29 protein-coding genes are annotated in these 22683 nt (G+C 39.5%); 1 reads left to right on the forward strand and 28 read right to left on the reverse strand.

Annotated elements, in window-relative coordinates; genetic code table 11:
* Positions 1–22: 22 nt before the first annotated feature.
* The 27 genes from AC50Y5_RS20125 to AC50Y5_RS20255 all read right to left on the reverse strand — a co-directional run bounded on the left by AC50Y5_RS20125 (position 23) and on the right by AC50Y5_RS20255 (position 21700).
* On the reverse strand, positions 23–508 hold the full coding sequence (locus AC50Y5_RS20125) for a hypothetical protein (RefSeq protein ID WP_494863259.1): 486 nt from the start codon (positions 506–508) through the stop codon (positions 23–25).
* A 109-nt stretch (positions 509–617) separates the two neighbouring features.
* Positions 618–953 carry a hypothetical protein gene (locus tag AC50Y5_RS20130; protein ID WP_494863261.1) on the reverse strand — a complete coding sequence of 112 codons (336 nt, stop codon included), beginning with the start codon at positions 951–953 and terminating at the stop codon, positions 618–620.
* A gap of 163 nt (positions 954–1116) precedes the next feature.
* Complete coding sequence (locus AC50Y5_RS20135; protein WP_494863263.1) at positions 1117–1611, reverse strand: NUDIX domain-containing protein; 495 nt, start codon at positions 1609–1611, stop codon at positions 1117–1119.
* Positions 1612–2447: 836 nt separating this feature from the next.
* Complete coding sequence (locus AC50Y5_RS20140) at positions 2448–3089, reverse strand: ABC-2 transporter permease (protein ID WP_494863265.1); 642 nt, start codon at positions 3087–3089, stop codon at positions 2448–2450.
* Positions 3090–3953 carry an ABC transporter ATP-binding protein gene (locus tag AC50Y5_RS20145; protein ID WP_494863267.1) on the reverse strand — a complete coding sequence of 288 codons (864 nt, stop codon included), beginning with the start codon at positions 3951–3953 and terminating at the stop codon, positions 3090–3092.
* 3 nt (positions 3954–3956) lie between these two features.
* A complete protein-coding gene (locus tag AC50Y5_RS20150) occupies positions 3957–4331 on the reverse strand; it encodes a GntR family transcriptional regulator (protein WP_056041156.1) in 375 nt (124 codons plus the stop codon).
* Between the two features lie 385 nt (positions 4332–4716).
* Entirely contained in the window at positions 4717–5133 is a 417-nt protein-coding gene (locus tag AC50Y5_RS20155) for a GNAT family N-acetyltransferase (RefSeq protein WP_494863269.1), read from the reverse strand.
* Between the two features lie 234 nt (positions 5134–5367).
* Entirely contained in the window at positions 5368–5799 is a 432-nt protein-coding gene (locus AC50Y5_RS20160) for a hypothetical protein (RefSeq protein ID WP_494863275.1), read from the reverse strand.
* A 226-nt stretch (positions 5800–6025) separates the two neighbouring features.
* On the reverse strand, positions 6026–6382 hold the full coding sequence (locus tag AC50Y5_RS20165; protein ID WP_494863278.1) for an SdpI family protein: 357 nt from the start codon (positions 6380–6382) through the stop codon (positions 6026–6028).
* Positions 6375–6956 carry a GNAT family N-acetyltransferase gene (locus AC50Y5_RS20170; protein WP_494863280.1) on the reverse strand — a complete coding sequence of 194 codons (582 nt, stop codon included), beginning with the start codon at positions 6954–6956 and terminating at the stop codon, positions 6375–6377. Before AC50Y5_RS20170 ends, AC50Y5_RS20165 begins: the two co-directional genes overlap by 8 nt.
* 85 nt (positions 6957–7041) lie before the next feature.
* A complete protein-coding gene (locus tag AC50Y5_RS20175) occupies positions 7042–7236 on the reverse strand; it encodes a hypothetical protein (protein ID WP_494863282.1) in 195 nt (64 codons plus the stop codon).
* Positions 7237–7554: 318 nt separating this feature from the next.
* Complete coding sequence (locus tag AC50Y5_RS20180) at positions 7555–7899, reverse strand: hypothetical protein (RefSeq protein WP_056041152.1); 345 nt, start codon at positions 7897–7899, stop codon at positions 7555–7557.
* Between the two features lie 61 nt (positions 7900–7960).
* Positions 7961–8272 carry an ATP-grasp domain-containing protein gene (locus AC50Y5_RS20185; protein ID WP_494863529.1) on the reverse strand — a complete coding sequence of 104 codons (312 nt, stop codon included), beginning with the start codon at positions 8270–8272 and terminating at the stop codon, positions 7961–7963.
* Positions 8273–8306: 34 nt separating this feature from the next.
* Complete coding sequence (locus AC50Y5_RS20190) at positions 8307–8651, reverse strand: hypothetical protein (RefSeq protein WP_494863284.1); 345 nt, start codon at positions 8649–8651, stop codon at positions 8307–8309.
* 149 nt (positions 8652–8800) lie between these two features.
* On the reverse strand, positions 8801–9841 hold the full coding sequence (locus tag AC50Y5_RS20195) for a YfiT family bacillithiol transferase (protein WP_494863286.1): 1041 nt from the start codon (positions 9839–9841) through the stop codon (positions 8801–8803).
* A 108-nt stretch (positions 9842–9949) separates the two neighbouring features.
* Positions 9950–10495: an O-acetyl-ADP-ribose deacetylase gene (locus AC50Y5_RS20200; RefSeq protein WP_494863288.1), complete on the reverse strand. Its 546-nt coding sequence runs from the start codon at positions 10493–10495 to the stop codon at positions 9950–9952.
* 101 nt (positions 10496–10596) lie between these two features.
* A complete protein-coding gene (locus tag AC50Y5_RS20205) occupies positions 10597–11052 on the reverse strand; it encodes a hypothetical protein (protein WP_494863290.1) in 456 nt (151 codons plus the stop codon).
* A gap of 127 nt (positions 11053–11179) precedes the next feature.
* Positions 11180–11812, reverse strand: coding sequence for a hypothetical protein (locus AC50Y5_RS20210; protein ID WP_494863292.1), 633 nt, complete (start codon positions 11810–11812; stop codon positions 11180–11182).
* A 188-nt stretch (positions 11813–12000) separates the two neighbouring features.
* Positions 12001–12363, reverse strand: coding sequence for a hypothetical protein (locus AC50Y5_RS20215; protein WP_494863294.1), 363 nt, complete (start codon positions 12361–12363; stop codon positions 12001–12003).
* Between the two features lie 16 nt (positions 12364–12379).
* On the reverse strand, positions 12380–12709 hold the full coding sequence (locus AC50Y5_RS20220) for a hypothetical protein (protein WP_494863296.1): 330 nt from the start codon (positions 12707–12709) through the stop codon (positions 12380–12382).
* Positions 12710–12845: 136 nt separating this feature from the next.
* A complete protein-coding gene (bglB, locus tag AC50Y5_RS20225) occupies positions 12846–13916 on the reverse strand; it encodes a beta-galactosidase BglB (RefSeq protein ID WP_494863298.1) in 1071 nt (356 codons plus the stop codon).
* A 35-nt stretch (positions 13917–13951) separates the two neighbouring features.
* Complete coding sequence (locus AC50Y5_RS20230; protein WP_494863300.1) at positions 13952–16507, reverse strand: hypothetical protein; 2556 nt, start codon at positions 16505–16507, stop codon at positions 13952–13954.
* 5 nt (positions 16508–16512) lie between these two features.
* A complete protein-coding gene (locus AC50Y5_RS20235; RefSeq protein ID WP_494863306.1) occupies positions 16513–17337 on the reverse strand; it encodes a carbohydrate ABC transporter permease in 825 nt (274 codons plus the stop codon).
* Positions 17337–18242, reverse strand: coding sequence for a carbohydrate ABC transporter permease (locus AC50Y5_RS20240; protein WP_494863308.1), 906 nt, complete (start codon positions 18240–18242; stop codon positions 17337–17339). Before AC50Y5_RS20240 ends, AC50Y5_RS20235 begins: the two co-directional genes overlap by 1 nt.
* 96 nt (positions 18243–18338) lie before the next feature.
* Positions 18339–19631, reverse strand: coding sequence for an ABC transporter substrate-binding protein (locus AC50Y5_RS20245; protein ID WP_494863310.1), 1293 nt, complete (start codon positions 19629–19631; stop codon positions 18339–18341).
* A 37-nt stretch (positions 19632–19668) separates the two neighbouring features.
* Entirely contained in the window at positions 19669–20535 is an 867-nt protein-coding gene (locus AC50Y5_RS20250) for an AraC family transcriptional regulator (protein ID WP_056041471.1), read from the reverse strand.
* A 247-nt stretch (positions 20536–20782) separates the two neighbouring features.
* Positions 20783–21700 carry a ketopantoate reductase family protein gene (locus tag AC50Y5_RS20255; RefSeq protein ID WP_494863312.1) on the reverse strand — a complete coding sequence of 306 codons (918 nt, stop codon included), beginning with the start codon at positions 21698–21700 and terminating at the stop codon, positions 20783–20785.
* A 152-nt stretch (positions 21701–21852) separates the two neighbouring features.
* Between AC50Y5_RS20255 and AC50Y5_RS20260 the strand changes: the two genes are divergently transcribed.
* On the forward strand, positions 21853–22407 hold the full coding sequence (locus AC50Y5_RS20260; protein WP_056041116.1) for a TetR/AcrR family transcriptional regulator: 555 nt from the start codon (positions 21853–21855) through the stop codon (positions 22405–22407).
* On the opposite strand, the gene AC50Y5_RS20265 is transcribed toward AC50Y5_RS20260, so the two are convergent.
* The gene (locus AC50Y5_RS20265) at positions 22397–22627 is read right to left on the reverse strand and encodes a hypothetical protein (protein ID WP_056041114.1); all 231 of its coding nucleotides are present in this window, start codon (positions 22625–22627) and stop codon (positions 22397–22399) included. The two genes, AC50Y5_RS20260 and AC50Y5_RS20265, sit on opposite strands and share 11 nt — an antisense overlap.
* Between the last annotated feature and the right edge of the window lie 56 nt (positions 22628–22683).

Genomic DNA, 22683 nt, shown 5'->3' on the forward strand with positions numbered 1-22683 from the left:
CTTATGCTCCAAATATGGGCCATTAGTCGAAGCGCTGGGCTTCCTTCAAATGCCCCTTATCATATTTATGTTTCTTGTTTTTATATAATATTGTACCGAACTGCTCTGTTGGCGGTATAACCCGAATGATTCGGTTCGCCTCGATTGATTTCGTTAATACAATTTGATAGTCCTCAAGTATATATTCCATGAAAGCAGCATCGGTTAACGTCTCCTTATATACGGAGGGCTGTTTTTTGATTTCTTCTTTTCCCAGCTTTAAAAAATCGATATCGGCTCTAAACCTCTCTTCTGTATGCCATACCGATCTTTCGCCAATCCGCCAAACAATTGTCTCTTTCATTTGTTCCCCTAGCTGTGTTAGCGTTGCTATAGGCTTTTCAAATTTATCTCCCGTTGCAGCACCTATAAAATGACTAAAATAGGCCGGCAAATCCTGCTCTTTCACTCTGAAAATAAAACCGTTATATCGCTTTCCATCTTTTTTGAAGCTTTTTAATGCCTTCATCCACCAGCGATTCAGAGAAAGATGTCCCGTCACTGGAAAATATTTTTTGTGTTGTTAACTGGCGACCAGTGAACGACAAGCATAGGGCCAGCTCCCTTCCATTTCATAATCATTCTCGTAAATCCACGATCCATGAAAATTCTTTGGCTATCGCATATACGATTTCTTCAATTTCGTCTTCCATTTGCCCGGTACTGGCTTGGGGGATATCTATCTCAATTAAATTTATTTCCTTAACATCATCTAAAGTATCAAAAGCATAGTTTCCATTCTGATTGGCAGAAATACCTTTTGCAGTAACTAACTCTCCGTAAATCATTTTAGAAAATTTTAATCGACTGGTTCGTTCAAAATGTAATGTCTCAACAAAAAAAGCTTCAATAACTTCTGTTCTAATCTTTTTACTATAATGCTGATCCGAATATACACTTACATAGTCATACATATAATCACCCTGTTATCGTTTTATCAAATTTGTGCATGAATACTCTTCCAATCGTCTAAACCTGACTTGCATAAGATGATATCCATTCTATATCTCCTCCCTATACGTTTTCTGAACGGTACGCGGCCGAAGTACGAATATATGGTTATGAGAGAATACTCGCTTATTCAAATTGCTTTCCAAACTTATGTTTTAAATAATATTTCAATCCTGCTCGATCGACATCTGAAAATTTGCGCGGGTCATTTTTCATTAATAAATAAAGATCTTCAATAGCTTCCCATCGAATATGTAAGGTTTCATCTCCAACAGATAATAATTGACCCTCCGCTCTACAAATAAAGTACATTCCTATTGAATCCACGGGTCCCTTAATGGTCTGATACACACAATAAGGCTCTAAGCATTCCACTTCAAAATCAGAATTAATGCCAACCGTGTCAATACGCTTTTCACTGCCTTCTACTTCTGTAACAGTCAAACCTGTTTCTTCCAGCACCTCTCGTTTTAATCCAGTTAATATAGATTCATAGGGTTCCAATCTTCCACCAGGCAGCTCTATGGCTTCTTCATTTTTCTTATTGCGAACCTGGACAATAATTTCTGTACCCTTATTTCGATTCCTCTCAATAAATGCTCTCGTATTTACATAGAACATATGAGTGTCACCTCCTATTAAGTTTATATATATTTTCACGCCTGTCAGAATACCAGCTCGCAATCATGATTCTCCCACACATCAAAGCCATCCCGGCACGCGGTGCTCGGTCACACGTCGGCGGTCAAGTCTGTCCGCAACCGGAGTTACATTATAGGCTATGCCTAGTTTTACATTCTTCGATTTTTAGATCATAAAAATGATTCCAATATACATGCCAATCACCGGGATTTTTTAATGAAACGAGTTCTAGAGTCTTTAAAAGTATCCTCCTTTAATTTCATTACCTGTTTTCGGATAAATTTCAATAAATAAATGCTTCCACTCAATCATGAAATCACTTTTAAAAGTCCTATTATAGAAATCAATATGCTCATTCCAAAAATCAATTGATTCACAATAGTACTCTCCAAGGATGAATGACGGATAGTTATGAATTGAATCAACTTCCTTCGGGTTATTATATAGTTGCAGCCATCTTTAAATTAGCGTCTATCATCTAAACCTGACTTGCATAAGATGCTATCCTGCTCGTTGCATTGCTAACGGTGAAGAGCCTATTTTTTTCTAATTCGTGAAATGCCATATATAACAGCAAAAATTACGAAGCCTACAAATACGAATAGATTAGTTATTGGCTCATTAATTTTAGGAATTGAATCTTGAAAAATCTTTAAAAAAATGAATACTCCTACCGTTAAAATAATTAAGATAATAGATATTGGCTTCATTATTTCCCCTCCCTAATTACCAACATCCGATGTAGGTTGCATTCAATAAGAATGCCTGCTTATAGCTACGATTCCGCGTGAAGTAGTGGCAGCGCTACTCTTACATTACTTAAACTCTTTCTTCCGATGAATGTGGACTGACACAAAGTAGGATATGACAAACAGGATTGTTGCCATACACGAAGAGATCATACCAACCAGCGGGTGACGAAGCTGCATGCCTCCTGTAACAGGGGCCAGTAACGCGGCAAGTACCAGCATCATCCCTATCGCAGCAAAGCCCGAGAAAAATACGACAAGTTCATTTTTTTCCGTGCCAATCTTCAACATGATCGGATACATCAAAGACACTAATGTGATCGACAACGTCAACCCGAATCCATAACTATAAATCACAATCTTCGGATCGAGTTCAAAACCCGCAACGTACACAAAACCAAGCGTGAGCAAGCTCATAATCACACCAAGGAGGATTAGTAAGGTAAATGACACATACTTCGCCCCAATAATCGTACGACGCCTGATTGGCAGCGTCAGTTCAAACTTGTTCCATTTAGAAGTTTCATCCACTCGCAGCGAGGCACCGGTATTGACAACAAACAGGAATATTTGTATGGACAAAATCATGGGAATCGCAGCCGACTCCTTAAGAACCAAAGGAACCAATGATAAAAATCCAGCCATTATTAAGGAAAGTCGGATATTGCTTGCCATGGAATAAAAATTGTTGCGGAGTAGTCCCCTCATTTATTGATCCCCCTTAACTAATAACAACATAATTTCATCAATGGTTATATCATCAATGATGATTTCACGATGCTTTTTGGCAAACTTAGCTTTGTCAGAGATCAACATTTCGATCTGCAGTCCTCTTTTCCTGTATGCGAGATACTCCAACTTGTCAATAATCTGAAACTGCTCCGATTTGCAACGAGCAATCCCGTAATTGTATAAAAGCGTATCTTTTTTCTCTGTTAAAATGATTCTTCCATTGTGAATAAATGTGATATAATCTGCAATTTTTTCCAAGTCACTGGTGATGTGGGAAGACATGAGAATAGAATGTTCTTCATCTTCCACAAACTCTAAAAATAAATCCAGCATCTCTTCTCTGACAACAGGGTCAAGTCCGGAAGTCGCCTCGTCCAACAGCAACAGTTTTGCTCCATGCGACATAGCCACTGCCGTGGCCAACTTCATCGTCATGCCACGCGACAAGTCTTTTACTTTGATGTGAGCAGGCACCTGAAGTCTGCGAATTAGATTCTGAAAGAGATCATCGTCCCATTTTTGATAAATATCTTTGAATACTGCAGCTAATTTATCGGCAGTGAGATCCCCCGGGAAATTAATGGCATCAAAAACAACCCCGATATGATTGCGGATGTCCGGTTGTTCATCTGTCATCTCCTCCCCAAAAATTTCGATCTTCCCGCTGTCTCTCCTGATTGTATTCAGAATTGAACTAAACGTCGTTGTCTTACCTGCTCCATTCTCACCCACAAACCCCATGATACTTCCTTGAGGAACAGAAAAAGAAACATTATCCAAATGAAAATGAGATCCGGCATAGGCCGTCGACAGATTTTTAACTTCCAAACTATAATTCATCGACTAGTCCCCCTTGTAGAACATGCTTAAAAGCTCCGTAAGCTTTTCTAATTTTATCCCGCTTGTTCGTGCGGTTTCCGCAGCCAGCATTAAATACTCTTCAATTTTTTTCTGCTGTTCTTCTTGTATAAAATCCCTGTTCTGTGCAGATATAAAACTGCCTCGTCCAACTGTCGTTTCAATAAACCCATCTCGTTGCAAATCTTCATATGCCTTTTGCACTGTAATTACACTTACATGAATCGTCTTGGCGAGCGAGCGCATAGACGGAATCGGATCGCCTGTTTTTAATTCTCCTTGCATCACCATCGCTTTGATTTGTGTTGTGATTTGTTCATAGATAGGCTTACTCGAGTTGCTGCTGATAATAATTTCCAATCAAGCTCACTTCCCAACAATGTACTTATCGTTGCAGTACATTATATATCACTACAGCACAGTTTTCAATAGAACATCCTGGTGAACTTCCTGTGCACCATGTCCCTCATTTTTATTACATTGAAATTCAAGTGAAATCATAGAGTAATTGGACGACCGACCGGTCGGATTTCGAGGAGGATAAGATGAACAAAATGCGTTCATTTCGCGGAGAGACAAAACAATTGATTATGGAGAAGGCTGGAATAAGTATTGTTCTTTCATGTTATTGAGGGGGATGCTAAACAATGGCAGGAGAAGTGGGAAGGATATTAGGACAGAACAGTCAAATAAAGAACGCTTGTATATGTTGGCAGAGCAGCTTGCAAGAGACTTCCAAAGTCCCTTATCCGTGGAATCGGAATAATTTACAAGAAGTCAAGTGATCCTCCCAAATTATGCTGTGGATGTTATGCTTCCATAAAATTATATATACATTTAAATCGCTCTCCCCCAGGGTACTTCTCACTGCTGATGTCGAAAGTCTCTTTATTTCACCCAACAATTTGCTGCCAAGCCCTTTATTTCTGTGATTGGGATGTTCGGCTATATGTTTTAACTCTGTTTCCAATGTATGATGGATCAAACCGATAATTCCTGTCAGTTCATTTTCAAAATAAACGCCATATAAATCTCGATTTTTTAGCGTTTTATAGTTTTTGCATTCATGAATAATTCGCTCCGGTTTCGGACTCATACAGTAAGAAAGGAATTGATATACCTCTTGATCTGAGATTTCCTTGATTCTCTGTATCTGCATCATGTAATCATTCCTTCTTGTAGCTATAATGTGTTTTAAAAAATTGATTTTCATTGCTTTCCAATGAAATTTTTGTAATGACGAACCTGAGAAGCTCAAGTGATCAACTCAAACGGGTAGCCAGACTTAGACTCGCAGCGTTTATCTAATTGATTACACTTCCGTTCCTAGAACTTCTTCCAGATCAAGGGAGATTACCCGTAACGTGAATTCAATGTTAGATGACATACTACTCTTCTATGTAGTACTAACACTAATTCTTATTTTCTTTCCATATATGACTTTAGAAATTTCATTTTGTATGTTGAGTAATCCTTCATTCACCCAAAGCCTACTAGTCGCCACTCCCCCTCCCATACCACCAGAAACTATATCTCCGTTATTAAAGAACTCAAAATAGATACCTCTTCCATATTCATTTTTCCAATATAAATTATCTATATCTTCTAAAAGCTTACTAAGTGTTTGCCAGTTGCATCTTATTATTTTCACAGGGCATACTACATATATTTCGCCCCCATAATCACCCTCCATTATTAGATATGCATTTTCATAGTTCTTAGCCTCTTCTAGAGATTCAATAGATTGATGAGGTATTCCATGTGCTTCGCTTAATATATGCCGAAGGGGACTATGATGATCTGGGATTTTATTTTCTTCATTAGACATTGATTGTCAGCCCTTCTGTTTTTAAAATGTTATATGTTCCTTTACTTAACGCTCTTGTATTCACAAACCCGAGAGTCTTACATGTAGAGAACAGATCGCAGCTCATAGTTATTGTCCAGTTGAATCCGCTTCCTGCTCCGCGATTTCGACCATACCAAGAGCCACATGACCCGCAACTAGAATACGATGTTAGATGACGTTTGCACCCTAAGAGTTACATGCAACATTAGTCTATCTTATTCAATTCCATTCCTTTAAGCCTTTTTTCTACTCTTATAAACATTAAAACGAAAAATAAAATCATTAATCCTATTAATATCATCGTTATGGATATCCCTTTAAACAATAGACTTATTACACATCCAAGTATCAAAAATATGATCCCATACTGCTTCATTATTTCCGCACTATATTTGTTTGCTTCTTTCCATAGATCAATATTTTTCAATGATCTTGATGTTCTATAACCATATGTTACATTGATTTCTTTTGGAGGATATTTCTTTAGTAAGAATCCGCTTAAATAAAAGACTAGAGCAATCACGACGCTTAATATAACATTACCGATTTGGCTTTTATCCATTTAATTCTCCTTTTATTTTTTGGTCTTTGAAATTTCCACTCCACTCTTCACCAATCATCCCGTAAGTTACTCGATCTAAATATTTGCCGTTTAGAAATTCGAAGCATCGAACGGTTCCCTCTTCCTTAAACCCTAGGCGCTCTGGAACAGCTCTACTTCTAATATTGCTGGTAGCCATGCATATTTCAACTTTGTTTAATTTAAGTTCTTCAAAAGCATATTTCATAAATAACGAACACGCCTTAGTAACTAAACCTAATCCTTCAAAATCTTTAGATAACCAATATCCGATCTCCGTCTTCTTGCTATGCCAATCAAAATATAAAAAGCCAATTGATCCTGCTAGTTTTCCTTTATGCCAAATCCCAACCCAGTAGCCGTTATTAGCTGCAAATGAACTTAATGTTCGTTCGATAAATTTCCTTGTATCATTTATTTCGTGTGTATGATTAGGAAAATTAAGCCATTCTCTAATGCTGTCTCGACTATTATCCATTAACTCAAATAATTCTTCCGCGTGTCTATTTTCTAAAAGTGAAATGTAGGAATCCTGATCTATGATTGATTTGAACATATTTTGCCCCCTGAAACTGAATTTGTGGATTTGTACAATGCTCGAATACGCTGCTATGTGAAATAGATTCCTTTTTAGATTTAGACTACCTAATTCTCTTATTATTGTTGTCTCGAAGATTATTTACTAGAATTACAGTGCTGATAGCAAAATACCCCACAATAAAAACTAATTGAGAAGATCCAATATATAATGGAATTCCAGCTTCCCATAAGACAAACTCCCACCCAAAGAACTTATTCAATTCTCCAGAAACAGATAGATCATGGTCTTCTTTCATTTTAATGACTCCATAAATGGTTGACGTAGAAACCCAAATCAAAAAAATTATTATTCCTTTTATGCCTCTATACCTATTCACGATTTTTGACGAATAATAAAGCATTATAGAAATTATAGAATAAGAAATTAAATAAAGTAGCCATGATTCATATCCGTATTTGAACGGCCACGTTCCTAAGAAGATTCCTGAGCACAAATAGATAATGAAAATAGAAATGGATCCAATAATTCCTTTCATTTAACCATTCCTTCTATTTATGAATTATGCCGATTTTATTTCATGTTCTTGTATGGTTGGGTAGCGTTAAATCTGAATTTAATACTCGCCATTATATTCAATAAAACTTGTTCGTCTAAATCGTGCTACATGACTTGGAATATAACTATTCCTTGTATGTGGGGATAGATTTTCTATAAAAGTGATAGCAGCTTCTACAATTTCATTAGTTTGAAAAACACTTTCATCTAAATATCCGCTCAGCAAGGCTGCTTCACCCTTAACTTTTAAACAAAGATACCCAAATCCAGGGTCTACTATAACCAAGTTGATAATCTCTTCTTCCTCTTGCTCTCTTGAACTATCATAAAATCTTAATAAAAGGTCATCCTCTTTATAAAAAACATCAACATCACATGAAAAGTTCTCAAATATAAATTTCATTTTTCACTTTCCTTTCATATAACGTTCTCCATCTAAGACATGACCCGGCCTTAGATAACTCTTATCTTAGGTCGGGTCGCGTGATGTCTGAATATTCTTCTTTGCTTGCATATTGACAGTAAAGTCGTTTCAATGGACTGATTCCATAACTCCCTAGCGAATGACCATCGTTTATTTCTACCAGCTTCATATTTCCTTCTTGATCAATGCCAAAATCCATACCATATGCAGCTGGCGCATCAACAAAATCCCTAACCGCACTTTTTATAATATTTAAATCCAATTTCGAATCCCAAGCACCTTTATAATATCTGATATCAAGTATTTGTCCGTATCGTATAAAACAACGCCATTCCGTTGTAATATGTTTTATTTAATGAGGCTTTCTTCTTGATATACATACATTTTTATAGTTTGACTTGAAGCCTTCCTAGTCTTGTTAATCTTGATTTTATTGCCCCTTCAGTCCTCTCATTTATTATTGATAAGTTCTTTATTGATTCTCCTTGATCAAAATCACTTACTAGTTTTTCATCCTCTTCTTCACTCCATGACTTCCCTGATTTTGAAGGTACAATTAATTCTTTATTCTCGCGCTTCTCTAGTAATTCAATTCCTTTTAATGCAGTATATAACGCTCTTATTACTTCCGGTTGTTGATAAGGACTGTCATTGTGATAGATTTCACCTGTGATCGGGTCAATACCATCGGAAAGCAAAGTAATAATTTCTTTTGCTCTGGCTGCATTCATTAATATCATTCCTTTAGTTTTTTCTTTTAATCCCCAAAAAATCCATGTCTGATAACGGTACTGTATTCACCAATCAGAGAGCCCTAAGCGACGACGTAGGAATGTAATGTTATCTTAGGGATTGGCATACCCTGAGAAACTCACAAATATTATTTCGATTCTAATATGTTTTTTATAAAATCAGTTTTTGCCTCTGTATAAGCTTCTCTGTCTTCTCTGTTTTCTTCCGCTAACTTTCTTTTTAGTTCGGCATATTGCTCAGCCAAATTAGGCTGTTCACGAAGTTTATTTCTGAATTTAATTTGTTTTTCCCAACGTTCTTCATCCTCTAACATCAGATGAAGATGACAATCTCTTCTATCATTTTTAACTTTGACAAAAAATCTTCTCCACTCATGCCCGTCCAGTTCCAGTGGAACATAATTCCAATTATCAGTTTTTAAACTTTCAATGATTTCTTCTAAAGCATTATAGGTCTTGATTTTTGCCATCATATCAATAATTGGTTTGGCTGGAAGATTGGGAATTGACGTACTACCAATATGTTCTATATCCCTCACCCCGAAAGGATAAAGATTTTCTCTTAAACGATCAACTTCTTGTGTCCCCTTCACTAACCAGGTGGAATCAGGAATCTTAATCTCAACTGGTTCTGTGGCCCAAACTGGCCAGTTATTCACTTTAACAGAAGATTGGATTTGAGCTATGTGATGATGGTTATGCCATACAAATCTTTGAAGTGCTATATCCAATGTTATTTCTCCTAAAACTTGAGTTTTCAAAATTCGCCTGAAATCTTCCGTTTTTAAATGGTTAAGCAAGACCAGAAATCGTCTATGAAGTATTTCAATTAGTAATATAGAGTCTTCAATAGGTATATTTTTATAGTCGCTTAATTGTGCCCATAAATCTTCCCGATAAGAGTTTCCCATCGGTTCATCTTCAGTTAGCGCCCTCTTAAATCTTAAGTAAGCATTCATATCATTATCAGCAAGGTGATGAACGATTTGCTTTATTGTCCAGCCATCTTTGCGGTATGGAATGTTAATTTGAGCAGGCTCCAAATCATTCAAAATAGTCCTTAATGTCTTTGTAATTTCTGGTATTTGATTGATGAAGAAAACACGTTCTTCATTTGTTGGATTGATTACTGGTTTAAACTGACCTATAGGAAACCGAATATGATCCACTTCTCGATCAACTCCCCTTAAAAAATTTGCAGTAATTATGCTTAGAGTTCTGGTATTTGTATACGATGTTATCTGATGTTTCTACCTTCTTGAGATTGCTGTTTGAACTTACATACCCGATTCTTCAAGCATCTTCTGATAGATCTGATAGTTTTCTTCATCAAAACAAACGAATTGTATTCTATCTATAGCTGAATGCAGTTCAATATAATTTTTGACTGACTTCAGCGCGATTTGAGCTGCAACATTTTTGGGAAATCGATATATCCCTGTACTTATGTTAGGAAAAGCTATGCTTCTTATATTATGCTTACATGCAAGTTCTAAGCTATTTATGTAGCAGCTTTGCAGTTTTTCTTCCTCATTATTTTTTCCGTCATTCCATACCGGCCCTACAGTATGTATGACATATTTCGCACTCAACTTACCAGCAGTCGTTATAACGGCTTCTCCTACAGCACAACCACCTTGTCTGGCTCTTATTTGTTTGCATTGTTCAAGTATTTCACTTCCACCGGCACGGTGAATGGCGCCATCTACGCCTCCACCGCCTAGTAAACTAGTGTTTGCAGCATTGACAATACCTTCTACTTCAGATTTTGTAATGTCCCCATGTATCAATTCGATGGTTGTCGAATTAAATTCTTTCCTCATTTTTTTCAACCTGCCTTTCGTACCTTTCAGATAACGTTCCTGTATTTTGGGCGCTATACCCACCTTAAGCTCGATGGGAGGCCGTGGATATGATTAACCACTCACAACCGTTCTTGAGATCGTACTATTTGCTCTATTAATTTATCCTGTCCTATTAATAATTTATTCGAGGTTTCTTTATAATCATGAATTGATATAGCATATTCTTTGGGATCTGATGGACAGACGCTCCATCCCTCTCTTAAAGAATAACCATAAGAAATTTCTATTTGCTGATTACTAACTCTTCTGATTCTAAAACATCCTGTATATTGATCTGAGAAATCAATTGGTAAGTAGCGTTCTTCTTTACTATCGAGGTTAATTATGTTTTCAATCCAGTATGATAATAGACTTTTTAAAGATGCAGCTATCTTACAGGAACCATCCCTTTCAGGTTGTATCTTATCCTCTATCTCAAAATAATAAGTATCAGCAATGACTAATAATTCCATTTCTTTAAAGCTTACGATTAAATCTTCATGAGCTGTACCATTCTCTTTAATAAATACCTCCATTGAGTTCCTCCAAAATAAGACTTCTTGTTCTTTCATCTAACGCTTTCGTATTCACGATATCCCATCGACTTAATAGAGTAAAAACAACGGACATATGCCTGCCGCGCTAATATGGTGTTCAGTGAAGTCATCTCTCTTTTCCGATTAAACTCACATACTCACGTTCAATTATCATGACTCCATTATTTATAAGTTTCACACAGTTTACATTATCCAAGGAACCCTCAATTTGTATGAAAGATTCACTATCTACTATGCAAAATGGATCTATAGATGGTTGTTCACCACTCACAATTTCCCTTGAATTAATCGGAGCGCCAAATTCCCTATAGGTCTGAATATTATTTAAATCATGTTGGTTCCATAAATCAATTGAAAGATTAATAAGAGGAGAAAGCTGCTGGCCACTAAATATCCATGTACCATCTCCAATGACTATCTCATCTTCAGGTATTATCATATGTAGTATAATTTCATTAGGTTGATACATCCAAAACAATCTAATATGACTAAACTGCTCAGAGTCTAACAATAATTGTTTATAACCATGTTTAACATGCTGATCATAAGCCAATTTGAATTTCTTAGATAATAAGTTCGTATTCCAAGAAATTATTTCATCATGTGTATTGTTTTCTGACTCCCAATAGCCCGATTTAAAAGGGAAGTAATTATAAAATGAATTATAAACTTCTTCTACAAAATCAATTGAAAAAGATGAATAAGGAAAAGAATAATACACCGAAAAATATGCAGGCACAAAGTCACTTCCTAGGTGATAGATTTATATATAATTTTCTTTTATTCATGAACTTGATAACATGAAGTGAACATAGGAATCAAGCTTATTGTTTCCCGAATTATCTAATCGCAATTCAGCTTCATCGAATACCTCCAATACTCATGAATTTTAATCAATTGCGATTACGTTCTTGTTATTTACGAAAATTAATTAATACTCCATTCACTAATCCTGTTATATGAATACTTTAAAGAACGCTCATATTGAACTTGGCCATAATAAACTCTTACTTCCAATTTTTCTGAAATTATTGTTCCTATTTCATCAATTGATTTATTTGTATTCTTTATTGTAAGCATCACTGGACATTCATATTCTCCTTGTTCCCAATTATGTTCTCTTGCAATATTAAAATAATATTTCGTATTTTGATCCGTTTGGGATTCACACCACTCCCATGTATCTTCATAATCCCGGTAATATTCAGGTAACTCTAGAGCAGTTTGAAGTAACTCCGTTATATCATTTAATTCCTTTTTAATAAAAAACCAAAATTGATTTTCTCTCATATTTTAATCACCTATTTCATTCATTGTCATTTTTGTGTTTATACCATCCCATAATCCTATTAAGAGTTTCATCAACTTTCTTCTGAAATCTCTCAACATATTCATCTTTTATTTCATTGGGATCAGACCCATACCATTCATAGCAATTAATTAATAGAGGACGGATTTCATTCAATTTATTTCCACAAAGTAAATTTTGCAATTCACTTGTTAAATTATCATGTTCATCTTCAGGGGCCCCACCCTTAATAAGTCCCAAGGGATCGTAGCTGTTTATTATTTCTCGTAACTCTAAAAAATCAATTAGGTGTTCTTTTGGTTTATTCTTCTTTGGATTCTTATTCATTTTTTAATCACCTGGGCAATAAGTCATATATGAAATTTCGTCCTCACGACTTGGAATAATATTACTATAAAATCACACAAAAGGGGAGAATACAGGAACTTTCATTCCCATATCCTCCCCACAAGAGGCCTTGCTATTATTCGGCACCAGCAGCGTTCAATCCCTCTATCAGGATGAACAAAGCAAGCGCCTGTCCATAGCCCATCGGGCTAAGTGGAATGTCCTTATAGAACTGGGCATTCGTGCCGACAGGAGTTCCGTAGGACACCTGCTGTACAATTCCTTTTTCATCAATGTGCCGCAATACAGCTTCAAGTGCCTTCAAGCCTGTCTGACGATAGGCCTCATCCACGTAGCCATACCGGATTCCCTTGAGAATGCCGTAGCCAAACGCTGCTGTAGCCGAGGCTTCTTTGTAAGAGTCCGGATCATCCAGTACAGTGTGCCACATGCCATCCGCTTCCTGAAGCTTGCTCAGTGCTCTGATTTGAGCGGTCGCCGTATCCAGCAAATAGGCTTTCAGCCCTTCTTCTAGCGGCACAATATTAAGGAAATCAATAACTCCCGCCGTGTACCACGCATTGCCTCTGCCCCAATGGACAGCACCATAATTATGATTTTCGTTAAAATCCCAACCGTGATAGAATAATCCGGTTTTCTTATTATACAAATATTTGATATGCACAAGGAACTGTCGCTTGGCTTCTTCTACAAACTCAGGTTTGTTAAAGTAAACCCCTGCCTTCGCCAAAAATAGAACCGTCATGAAAAGGGTATCTATTAAAATTTGGCCATCATTGGCATCTCCAGTTATCATATGCTGAAATGCACCATCTCCCGTGCGAAGCAGCCCCTTCATAATCCAGCCGCTCCATTCCTCACAAACACGTTCATATTCCTTGTTCCCGGTAATCTCACAGAGCGAAATCAGCGTAAGGAGCGGGGCGCATGTATTCACATTTTTTTCCGGCAATCCTTCCATCAGCCTGGCATTGTACCATGACTCCAGAAATTCCAGCACCTTGGCATCCTTCGTTGCCTCATAAAGCTGAAGCAAGCCATATAGACCGACACCTTGCGGCCATTCCCATAAATGAATATCAATTAGTCCGATCGGAAATTGCTCATCCATTGCTGTATTTTCCATGGACTCCATCGCATGGGATACTTTGCTTATTTTCTCCAGCAGCATCGTTCTGTTCAGCATGTTCGTATTCGCTCCTTTGCTTTGTTGCCCCAGGCTCAGTTCCCCATGTCCAGCAGCTGCAATTGTCCTCTCACGCCATAACCGCCGTGTATGATTTCCTCTCCTTCTATAAGGAAAGGCTTATCCATCCCCCATTGCATTTGACCGTATATCGGGTCTGCTAGAGTAAGCGATAAGGTTTGACTGTCGAATTGCGGGCTTGCAGCTAACATTTGGTTTTTGAAATGGCTGAAACTACCGAACTGCTGCTCGCTGCCTGCCCTTATAATCCAGGCGTTGCGCAAGCCGTGCGAAATGAGCTCACGCTCTTTCGTCACCCCAGCTGTCTCCATAGCTGCCCCATTTGCCGCATAGATGGCTGCATATCCTTTATCCAGACGGGCAAAATGCCAGTTCCCCTCCCTTGTCCATTCCGTAAAGGAATAGGAAGGAAAATAAGCATGTGTCCAATCTGAGCTTTGATTAGTCGGAATGTCAAAAATCATGAGCGCTATGCTCTCATGCTGAACGACGTCGGGCAATATTCCATTGCCTGCCCAAAAACAAGGCCTGCCGTCTCCATGCTTATAGATTTCTGCCGGATGATTCACCCAAATTTGCGCCTCAGGAGACAATGATAAATGATTGACATGCTCCTGATAGCCTTGTTTGCCTGGACGAAACCGAATAATGGAAGATAAAGTGTACTCCGCAGTGCGATAGTGATAGAGCTGGGCATAACCGCCCTTGCCCTGCTGATTGGTGAACACTAATTGCTGATTTTCCCCGAGCAGCAGATGCTCCTGGTACGCTGCCGGTGGCATATAATCCGATAAACACAAGGCGACATTGCTAATTGAATAATTGTTTACATTGCCGACTCCATATCCAATCCAGCACATGGAGGTCGTTCCCGCTGCATAATGGCCCAACAATTCCTTCTCATAGCTGCGGCCGAAGGTTGTCGTCATCACTCCTCGATGCATTTGGACGGTAATATAATAGAATAAGAGGTCCATTGCCTGTTTCGCTTGTTCCCGGAGCCGGTCACTATGGGCAAATTCATAAATATGCAGCAGCCCTACCGCATCAATAGGAATATAGGCGCTGGAATTCCATTCTGCCAGTCCTTCGTCAAAAAAGCGCTCGAACCATAACGCAAGCCTCTGCTCTGCTTTTTGGCGGTGCACTTCACCGGATTCCCCGCTGTTGCCAAACGTTTCTTCCTCGAACAGCTGGCCCGCCAGCAGCTCATTGGTATGAAACAATAGGGCATGGTTTTCACTGAAAAACCACATCACATCATCGCCCGGCTCATCAATCCAATAGCGATAACCCAGAATGCTTGCTTTTACCCGATCCCAGAACGATTCGGTAAACAAACCGCTATTTCGCTCATCTCTCCAGAGGCGGAATAGCCCGACCAGGTAAAAGTCACTGCAATCCTTCCGCTGTTCTATCCCTTCCACCCCATCCAGCAAAATCTTCTCTGCTGTCTGGAGATCGCCTCCTGTTTTCAGCATGGCGATGGCCTTATGTATATTAGGACTCCCCTTCTCGGCCATACAGCGCAGAGCGAGAGATTTTCGAGCTTCTATATCCGCAGCCTTCTGAGCAGCCTCGTCATAGGCAGTATCATAGGATTGACAACCAAATTTCTTCGTCAGTACAACGTTTGAAACGGAAATGGTTAATGTGAAATAAACGTAATGATGGCCGATTTCATTCGTATGTGCCAAGGTCAGATCAGCTGCACCTTCAGCAATGCGTATCGTTTTATTTTCCGTCCCATCAAAAAAATTGCCATACAGTATATCTGCCTCTGTAACGATGTCAGGAAAGGGGAGCGGGAGCCGCAGCTTGATCTCCTCCCCTTTAAAAATATCCGAAGGAAAATAAGCCTGTTCAAGAGCTTGCTCTGCCGATTGCACAAGCTGCACCAGATCGGGAGCGATAGGCAAGGAAATAGCCAATTCCTCGCCGCCTTGATATTCCACTGCGAAAGCATACATCGTATCCCGTTCGGCAAGATCCTCCCAGCAGGCATAAATTTCATTGATTCCGGCCACAAGCTCTGCTTCAACGACGATTTCCTGCTCCTTGTTCCGGGTGAGCGGGGCAAAGTCTGCCACCAGCTGTCCATTAATCCACAGCGCCAAGCTGCCGTAGGTTCTCACCCGTAACGAGGCAGTATGGCTAGCAGGCGATACAAGCCGTGTCGCCGCATAGCTGCGAAGATGGGTCGGGACGAACCAAAATCCTGATTTCTCCACCCTCGGATTATTCCATGGCGAATACAGCTCCCAAGACCTCCCACCCTCTATTCCCTGCAGTCTGTCTCCTGGCGTTGGAAACTTGCTCCATTGATCGAAGAAGCGAGCCGGGGGCTGCATTCTCCGATTCTCCACAAATTCCTTGCGGCAAGGATTTTCATGAATGGCAAATCCCTCTATAAGCCAATCATTAATATCCCCCTCCATCGTTGTTGGAACAAATTTAACAGGCTTCGTGTAAATTCCGCTAATCAACCAATGATTAATCATTTGATTTTGCCCTAATTTCATGGGCTTATAATACAAGGCGTCAATTCCGCCAATTATGGTGTCAGACATTCTAATCATCCTTTCATACCTGAAGTAATCATGCCGCTAACAAAATAGCGCTGGAAAACGATAAAAACGACAAGCACTGGAATCATCGTGATGACGGACATGGCAAGCAAGCTTCCCCAATCCACGCTGTATTCTCCTATAAAATTAGACAGTGCCAGCTGGATCGTGTATTTAGCTGGATCACTAATTGCAATGAGCGGCCATAGGAAATCATCCCATCTCCACATAAAGGAGAAGATCGCCAGCACGGCAAGAATAGGCTTAGCCATGGGAAGAATAATGCTCCAGTAAATTTTCCACTCTCCTGCTCCATCCATCCGTGCAGCTTCCAGCAGCTCATCCGGTACCGTCAGCAAATACTGCCGCATCAGGAACACCCCTGTCGGGGTAGCCGCAGGCGGGATAATAATCGCAAGCATGCTGTTATACATGCCAAGTGCGCTCAGCACCTTGAATATCGGAATCATAATGACCTCGATTGGAATCATCAGGGTGGAGATAAAACCGATCAAAATGATAGAGCTCCCGCGAAAGCGGTACTTGGCCAATGCAAAGCCTGCCATGGAATTGATCAGCAGCAGGAGCAGCGTTGAAGTGAGCGTCACGATCGTACTATTTTTGAAATACAAGCCAAAATCGCCTTTGCTGAACGCCTCCTTGAAATGCTCGAAGGTTACCGGCTGCGGCCATAGTTTTGGAGGATAACTGTACAAATCGCTATTCGTTTTTAGAGCAGAAATGACGACCCATAATACCGGCAGCAGCCAAAAAAATGCTGCTACACTTAACAGACTGTAGATGGCGATTTTGGTTAGAGGCCTAAGCTCCATTAGACAGCACCCCCTTTGGAAATACGGAATTGCAGGGCAGAAAACCCGCCGATAATGACAAATAACATCACGGACATCGCACTAGCCAAGCCAAGCTCCTGCTTCGTAAAGCCAATCTCATAAATGTATTGAACAATATAGGTCGTTTCTTTGCCCGGCCCGCCGCCTGTAAGCGCAAACATAAGCGGGAACGCTTTGAACGCATCAATCAGAGACAGCATGAATACGAGCAAACTAGTTGGCTTCAAGAGCGGGAGTGTAATATGGCGGAACACCTTTAGTCCCGTTGCCCCGTCCAATCGAGCAGCCTCATAATAATCCGTAGGTATCGCCTGCAAGCCCGCTATGAAAATGACCATGAAAAAGCCGGCCCGTGACCATACCGTCGCGATAATAACAGCCGCATTGGCCCAGAATGGCGAGGTTAAAAAGCCGACCGGCTCCACTCCGATCAGAGTAAGCATGTGGTTCAAAATGCCAAATGAATCTCCAAAAATCCACTTCCAGGTCAAACCTACTATGATAAAAGAAATCATCGTCGGCCAATAAAATATGGCTCTGAACAAGCCGCGCATTTTAATCTCACGCGCAAGCAGCATCGCAATGCCTAATGCCACTGCATAAATGAGCGGAACAACAATCGCCGCATAAATCCCCGTTCGTCCTATCGTCGACCAAAATTCCTTATCCCCAATAATTTTGATATAGTTGCCGAGTCCATTGAACTTCATTGGATTCAAGCCATCATAAACATGGAAAGAATAATACAAGCCCAATAAAGAGGGAATTACGATAAAAACACCAAATATCAGGAGGTTGGGAAGTATGAACAGATAAGGAGCAATGGCGAGCTTCCTCGTCTGTCCTGCCTGCTTTTTACGGTTTAAACTTTGACCTCCGCTCATCTGCTTGCCCCTTCCATATGAATAAAATGAAAGGGCGGCCTGACAGAAACCGGTCCGCCACCCCTCTATAAATACGATTTGTCGCCTTAGGCTGGCCTACTGGCTTCCAATAGCCTCGTTAATCAGCTTGGCTGTCTTGTCCATTGCTTCCTGAGCAGTTGCTTTATCCGACAGAACGTCAATAATATTATTTTTCAAGTCCGTCGAAATTTTGGAGATAAGCGTCTGTCTGGACCAGTCATTGGCTGCAAGCGGCGAAGTATTTTTGAGTTCATCCGAGAAGACCTCATACATTTCCTTGCCAAACTCATAATCCAGCACAGAGCTGTCCTTGCGCGGACTCATAAACAGTGACTCTTGATTATATTTAGAATTCACTTCTTTGGACGTCAAATAGTTAATAAAGGCTGCTGCCTCCTGCTCATTGCCACTGCCTTTGAAAGCCATAAGGAATTTCCCGCCTGGCACCGAGGAACGTTGTGTTCCTTTCGGCATATAGGTAACTCCCCATTCAAAATCAGTAATGTCCTTGTAATTGCTAATCATCCAGTTGCCAGCCCAGTGGGCAGCTACCGTCCCGGAACGGAACAAATTGTTAGGATTCTCCCCGCCGAGCCATACGGATTCCGGCATGATCCCATCCTTATGAAGCTGCTTAAAGAGCTCCATACTGCGAACTCCGGCTTCACTATTAATCGCTGCTGCGCTGCCATCTTCAGTCACAATGCTTCCGCCGTTCTGATACAGAAGCGTGGACCATCTATGCGGTGTAACATCCCAAACCATGCCATATCTTGCTCCGCCTTTGGCCATAACCTCTTTCAGTGCAGCGATATACTCATCCCACGTCCACACTTCCTCTGGAGAAGTCGGTACTTTAACGCCCGCTTTATCGAATAAGGTTTTGTTATAAATCAGCCCATTCGCTGTTACATCCATTGGGGCAGCGATCAGCTTATCATCAATCACATAATAAGGCTTAAGCGAATCAATAAATTGACCCTCGAACTGATCGGCACTTTCCACGTAAGGGGTAAGATCCACTGCCTGATTAGCGAACGATCCCGTATCCGTGATCCGACTCAGAGCAGGCGGCTTGCCGCCAGATATCATCGTTTTCAATTTTGTTTGAAGATCCTTGAAGCCGACTTCAATCAGATTGATTTTGACATTGGTATTGGACTGCTCATATTCTTTAATAATCCCCTTGATGACTTCTCCTTCGTTCCCATCAGAGAACCACAAGAAATCTAGAGTAGCCTGCTTGGCACTCTCAGTGTTACCTTTACTGCCAGTGCTATTATCGGTATTGCCGCAAGCAGTTAGCATAATGAGTGACATAATCAAAACCAGACTAAAGCTGAGCTTGAAGTTCGTTCTTCGTTTCATACAAACATCTCCTTTGAAATGATTAATGAATTTCGCTTTAGTTAAGCACTTTATTTTTTCGGAATAGCTGTGGCGATGCACCAACATATTGTTTAAAAGCTCTACTAAAATATTCTGGTGTGTTGAAGCCCAGCGTTTCTGATATGGACAAAATCGGCTCATCCGTAGACAGCAGCAGCTTTTTGGCCTCAGCCACCCGTTTTCGTATCACGTAATTGCTCACTGTGTATCCCGTCGTCTCTTTAAAAGAGTGGCAAATGTAATATTTATTCAAATGAAGCATCTTGGACAGCTCATCCAAAGAAACATTTTCTGTATAATTTTGGTTCAAATAGTTAAGAACCCGGCTCACGCTTGTTTGCTTCTGAGTAGAAGATGGAATCTCATTCACCGACTGCTCCATTTTCATTTTCCGGTAGATACGCAGCAGCAATTGAGTCAGGCTCATTTTGACCATCATTTTATATCCTGTATTTCTGGCTTCCATCTCCTCCTTGATTCCTTTGAAAATGCTTTTGATCTGTTCACGCTCCTCCAAGGACCAGTGCACCAACAATCCATTAGGATGACGAAAGATAGACATCAGATTTTCGAGTTGGCTAACGCTGAGCATGTCCAAAAGCAACAATTCTGTAAAATTGACGAAGCTTCGCTTGTATACGATTTCTCTTGAGGGATTAATCCGGTGCGGCACCGCCCCTCTGAATACAAACATATCCCCAGGCGAAGGCTTATAGATTCGATCTCCGATTAAGAAGGTCGCATCCCCCTGTATAAAATAATGAATTTCATAACCGTTATGAGTATGAATAGGCCATTCATCCTGAAAATTATCCGCTTCTGACCGCACATAAACTTCATTTTCCTCCAAAGCAACATTCGTCGGGGTGTGGATGGATAGCACCAATAACTATCTCCCTTCTATGAATAGAATCAGCAATATTGATCAATAATTAAAAATGATAGCGCTTTATATTGAATTGTATCATAGTCATTTAAATAGAATCAGGACTATATTGCTGTATTGTTGATCAGAATTGTTGAAAATAATAATTAATGATTTCACAAATAAAAAGAAGACCGCATGCACAGCCCAGAGGCTGATCATGCGATCTATTAGGGAATGGTCAAATTTGACAATCCAATATCTGTTATCGTTCATATGGTGTGGATTCATTTTGACTTAAAAACTTCATTAAGTCGTTATTCAACTGTACAATTTCGTTGTTTGCATTACTCGCATAATCCGGCAACATCATATCCTTTACCATGTTCGTCCGTAACCATATCATAAAGAAAAAATCCAAAATCCAATCCGGACATCTAAGCAAAATTTTAATTTTAGACGGATCAAACGTAACACCAGCTTTTTGTACAGCCCTTAAATTCGCTTTCAGCGTGTATGTTATTTGATGTGCCGTTTTTCTGGTTCTAGCTGTTTTGGGGTCAATGATCTTATTATCACTTTTCAAAAAACTAAGCATTGCAATATCCGTTACGGCATGAGTTATTAAATACGCACTTATATCCTTATTTATTTCGTAAGGAAGTTTTGCTATTCTGAATAATCTTGCGAGTTTTTCTATACGTTCTGTCACTGCGCCATTAATTTCTCCGAACCTCGTAGCCGCTAATAACTTTGGTGGAATTCGAGCGTACAATATTCCATCTTTAATCTGTCCCCCAACGCCGGGGAAGCCTGGTAAAAGTCTATCCCCTACAATATCCATCCATGAAGAAAATCCAATTGGATTACTAATCATTGTAACAATATTTTTGCTTTGATTGTCTTTTAGTGCTAACAACGCTGATTCGGATCGATCGTAACGAACGGTAACGAAAATAAAATCATAAATATCACCATTTTCAAGCTCATCAATGACATTTACTTTTATAGATTTGACCACACCTTTTTCATTATATTTCAGGCCATTTTCTTTCAATGTATTAAATCGATTAGAACGTGCTAACATAGTAACGTCAAGCCCTGCTTCAATGAATTTAATTGCGTATATGCTCCCTATAACACCTGCACCAAAAATTAAAATTCTATTTTGTTTTACTGACATAAAAATCACCCCTATTTTTTAACCATTTTTTCTTGAATATCAGACAACATGTTGTATGATATAATCATAAATCTTTATGATGCCTTCATCAAACATCAGTTTTTTATGATTTGTCGGATGATATTCTTGTTCCCAATAGGAGACTAAAAAAAATGAAAAAGCAGCCCCAAATAACGGAAAAAACAAGACAAGTGTTTATAGATGTTTTTTGTGAGTTATATAGTCAAAAGCCTATTGAAAAAATCTCGATTCAAGAGATTGCGAATAAATCGGGATATAACCGCAGCACATTTTATCAATACTTTACTGATATTTACGATTTGTTAGACTTTGTTGAAAATGATTTATTGAACTACATAAAAGAAGAATTGGCGAATAATGAGCTTTCTACACATACTGCTGTTCAAAATCCGTTTCATTGCATGGAGAAAAGGGAGTATCTCTCGATTCTCAAAGCCCTCTTGGGCGATTATGGCAGTATTCGTTTTTTAGAACGCTTGAAAAGAGAAATCACCCTTGATAGCTTGGCATTAAACCTTCCGCAAAACAACGCCATAACGCCATACTTGATTGAGTTTCACATATCAACATCACTTTCTTTATTTCGTCTTTGGCTCCAGCGACAAAAGGATTTATCGCCAGAAGAATTTTTCGAGTTAGTGGAAAACCTATATACAAAGGGGGTAGCGCCATATTCTAAAAAATGAATCTACTTAGCCCATTCAATAAAATAACAGATAGCTTTGAATGGCTGGACAAACCCTCCCCGAATTGATGAAGCCTTTCCTGCCATTCCTTTCTCTCTACGATGGACTCCACGTTGAATTTTTCTTCATCCATTGCAGTCACTTCATCCATCGGCATCGTGGAATGTTTTTCCGGTGCAGAACCCGGTGGCATTGACGTTCGATAATGGTCTTGAACCATCCCGGAAACGCATCCGTCTCTTGCAATTTAGCGAGATTGACGAAGGCCTCCGCGAA

The sequence above is a fragment of the Paenibacillus sp. JT22N7 genome, assembly GCF_059383875.1.

What these genes read in the sequence shown, in the direction of transcription:
- AC50Y5_RS20160 (WP_494863275.1), bottom strand. Translation starts at nt 5,799, where the DNA reads ATGTCTAATGAAGAAAATAAAATCCCAGATCATCATAGTCCCCTTCGG.
- AC50Y5_RS20200 (WP_494863288.1), bottom strand. Translation starts at nt 10,495, where the DNA reads ATGAGGAAAGAATTTAATTCGACAACCATCGAATTGATACATGGGGAC.
- AC50Y5_RS20155 (WP_494863269.1), bottom strand. Translation starts at nt 5,133, where the DNA reads ATGATGCAGATACAGAGAATCAAGGAAATCTCAGATCAAGAGGTATAT.
- AC50Y5_RS20190 (WP_494863284.1), bottom strand. Translation starts at nt 8,651, where the DNA reads ATGAATGCAGCCAGAGCAAAAGAAATTATTACTTTGCTTTCCGATGGT.
- AC50Y5_RS20165 (WP_494863278.1), bottom strand. Translation starts at nt 6,382, where the DNA reads ATGGATAAAAGCCAAATCGGTAATGTTATATTAAGCGTCGTGATTGCT.
- AC50Y5_RS20235 (WP_494863306.1), bottom strand. Translation starts at nt 17,337, where the DNA reads ATGGAGCTTAGGCCTCTAACCAAAATCGCCATCTACAGTCTGTTAAGT.
- AC50Y5_RS20230 (WP_494863300.1), bottom strand. Translation starts at nt 16,507, where the DNA reads ATGTCTGACACCATAATTGGCGGAATTGACGCCTTGTATTATAAGCCC.
- AC50Y5_RS20145 (WP_494863267.1), bottom strand. Translation starts at nt 3,953, where the DNA reads ATGAATTATAGTTTGGAAGTTAAAAATCTGTCGACGGCCTATGCCGGA.
- AC50Y5_RS20255 (WP_494863312.1), bottom strand. Translation starts at nt 21,700, where the DNA reads ATGTCAGTAAAACAAAATAGAATTTTAATTTTTGGTGCAGGTGTTATA.
- AC50Y5_RS20260 (WP_056041116.1), top strand. Translation starts at nt 21,853, where the DNA reads ATGAAAAAGCAGCCCCAAATAACGGAAAAAACAAGACAAGTGTTTATA.
- AC50Y5_RS20265 (WP_056041114.1), bottom strand. Translation starts at nt 22,627, where the DNA reads ATGGTTCAAGACCATTATCGAACGTCAATGCCACCGGGTTCTGCACCG.
- AC50Y5_RS20220 (WP_494863296.1), bottom strand. Translation starts at nt 12,709, where the DNA reads ATGAATAAGAATCCAAAGAAGAATAAACCAAAAGAACACCTAATTGAT.
- AC50Y5_RS20125 (WP_494863259.1), bottom strand. Translation starts at nt 508, where the DNA reads ATGAAGGCATTAAAAAGCTTCAAAAAAGATGGAAAGCGATATAACGGT.
- bglB (WP_494863298.1), bottom strand. Translation starts at nt 13,916, where the DNA reads ATGCTGAACAGAACGATGCTGCTGGAGAAAATAAGCAAAGTATCCCAT.
- AC50Y5_RS20130 (WP_494863261.1), bottom strand. Translation starts at nt 953, where the DNA reads ATGTATGACTATGTAAGTGTATATTCGGATCAGCATTATAGTAAAAAG.
- AC50Y5_RS20240 (WP_494863308.1), bottom strand. Translation starts at nt 18,242, where the DNA reads ATGAGCGGAGGTCAAAGTTTAAACCGTAAAAAGCAGGCAGGACAGACG.
- AC50Y5_RS20175 (WP_494863282.1), bottom strand. Translation starts at nt 7,236, where the DNA reads ATGAAAGAAGACCATGATCTATCTGTTTCTGGAGAATTGAATAAGTTC.
- AC50Y5_RS20215 (WP_494863294.1), bottom strand. Translation starts at nt 12,363, where the DNA reads ATGAGAGAAAATCAATTTTGGTTTTTTATTAAAAAGGAATTAAATGAT.
- AC50Y5_RS20140 (WP_494863265.1), bottom strand. Translation starts at nt 3,089, where the DNA reads ATGAGGGGACTACTCCGCAACAATTTTTATTCCATGGCAAGCAATATC.
- AC50Y5_RS20180 (WP_056041152.1), bottom strand. Translation starts at nt 7,899, where the DNA reads ATGAAATTTATATTTGAGAACTTTTCATGTGATGTTGATGTTTTTTAT.
- AC50Y5_RS20135 (WP_494863263.1), bottom strand. Translation starts at nt 1,611, where the DNA reads ATGTTCTATGTAAATACGAGAGCATTTATTGAGAGGAATCGAAATAAG.
- AC50Y5_RS20205 (WP_494863290.1), bottom strand. Translation starts at nt 11,052, where the DNA reads ATGGAGGTATTTATTAAAGAGAATGGTACAGCTCATGAAGATTTAATC.
- AC50Y5_RS20245 (WP_494863310.1), bottom strand. Translation starts at nt 19,631, where the DNA reads ATGAAACGAAGAACGAACTTCAAGCTCAGCTTTAGTCTGGTTTTGATT.
- AC50Y5_RS20170 (WP_494863280.1), bottom strand. Translation starts at nt 6,956, where the DNA reads ATGTTCAAATCAATCATAGATCAGGATTCCTACATTTCACTTTTAGAA.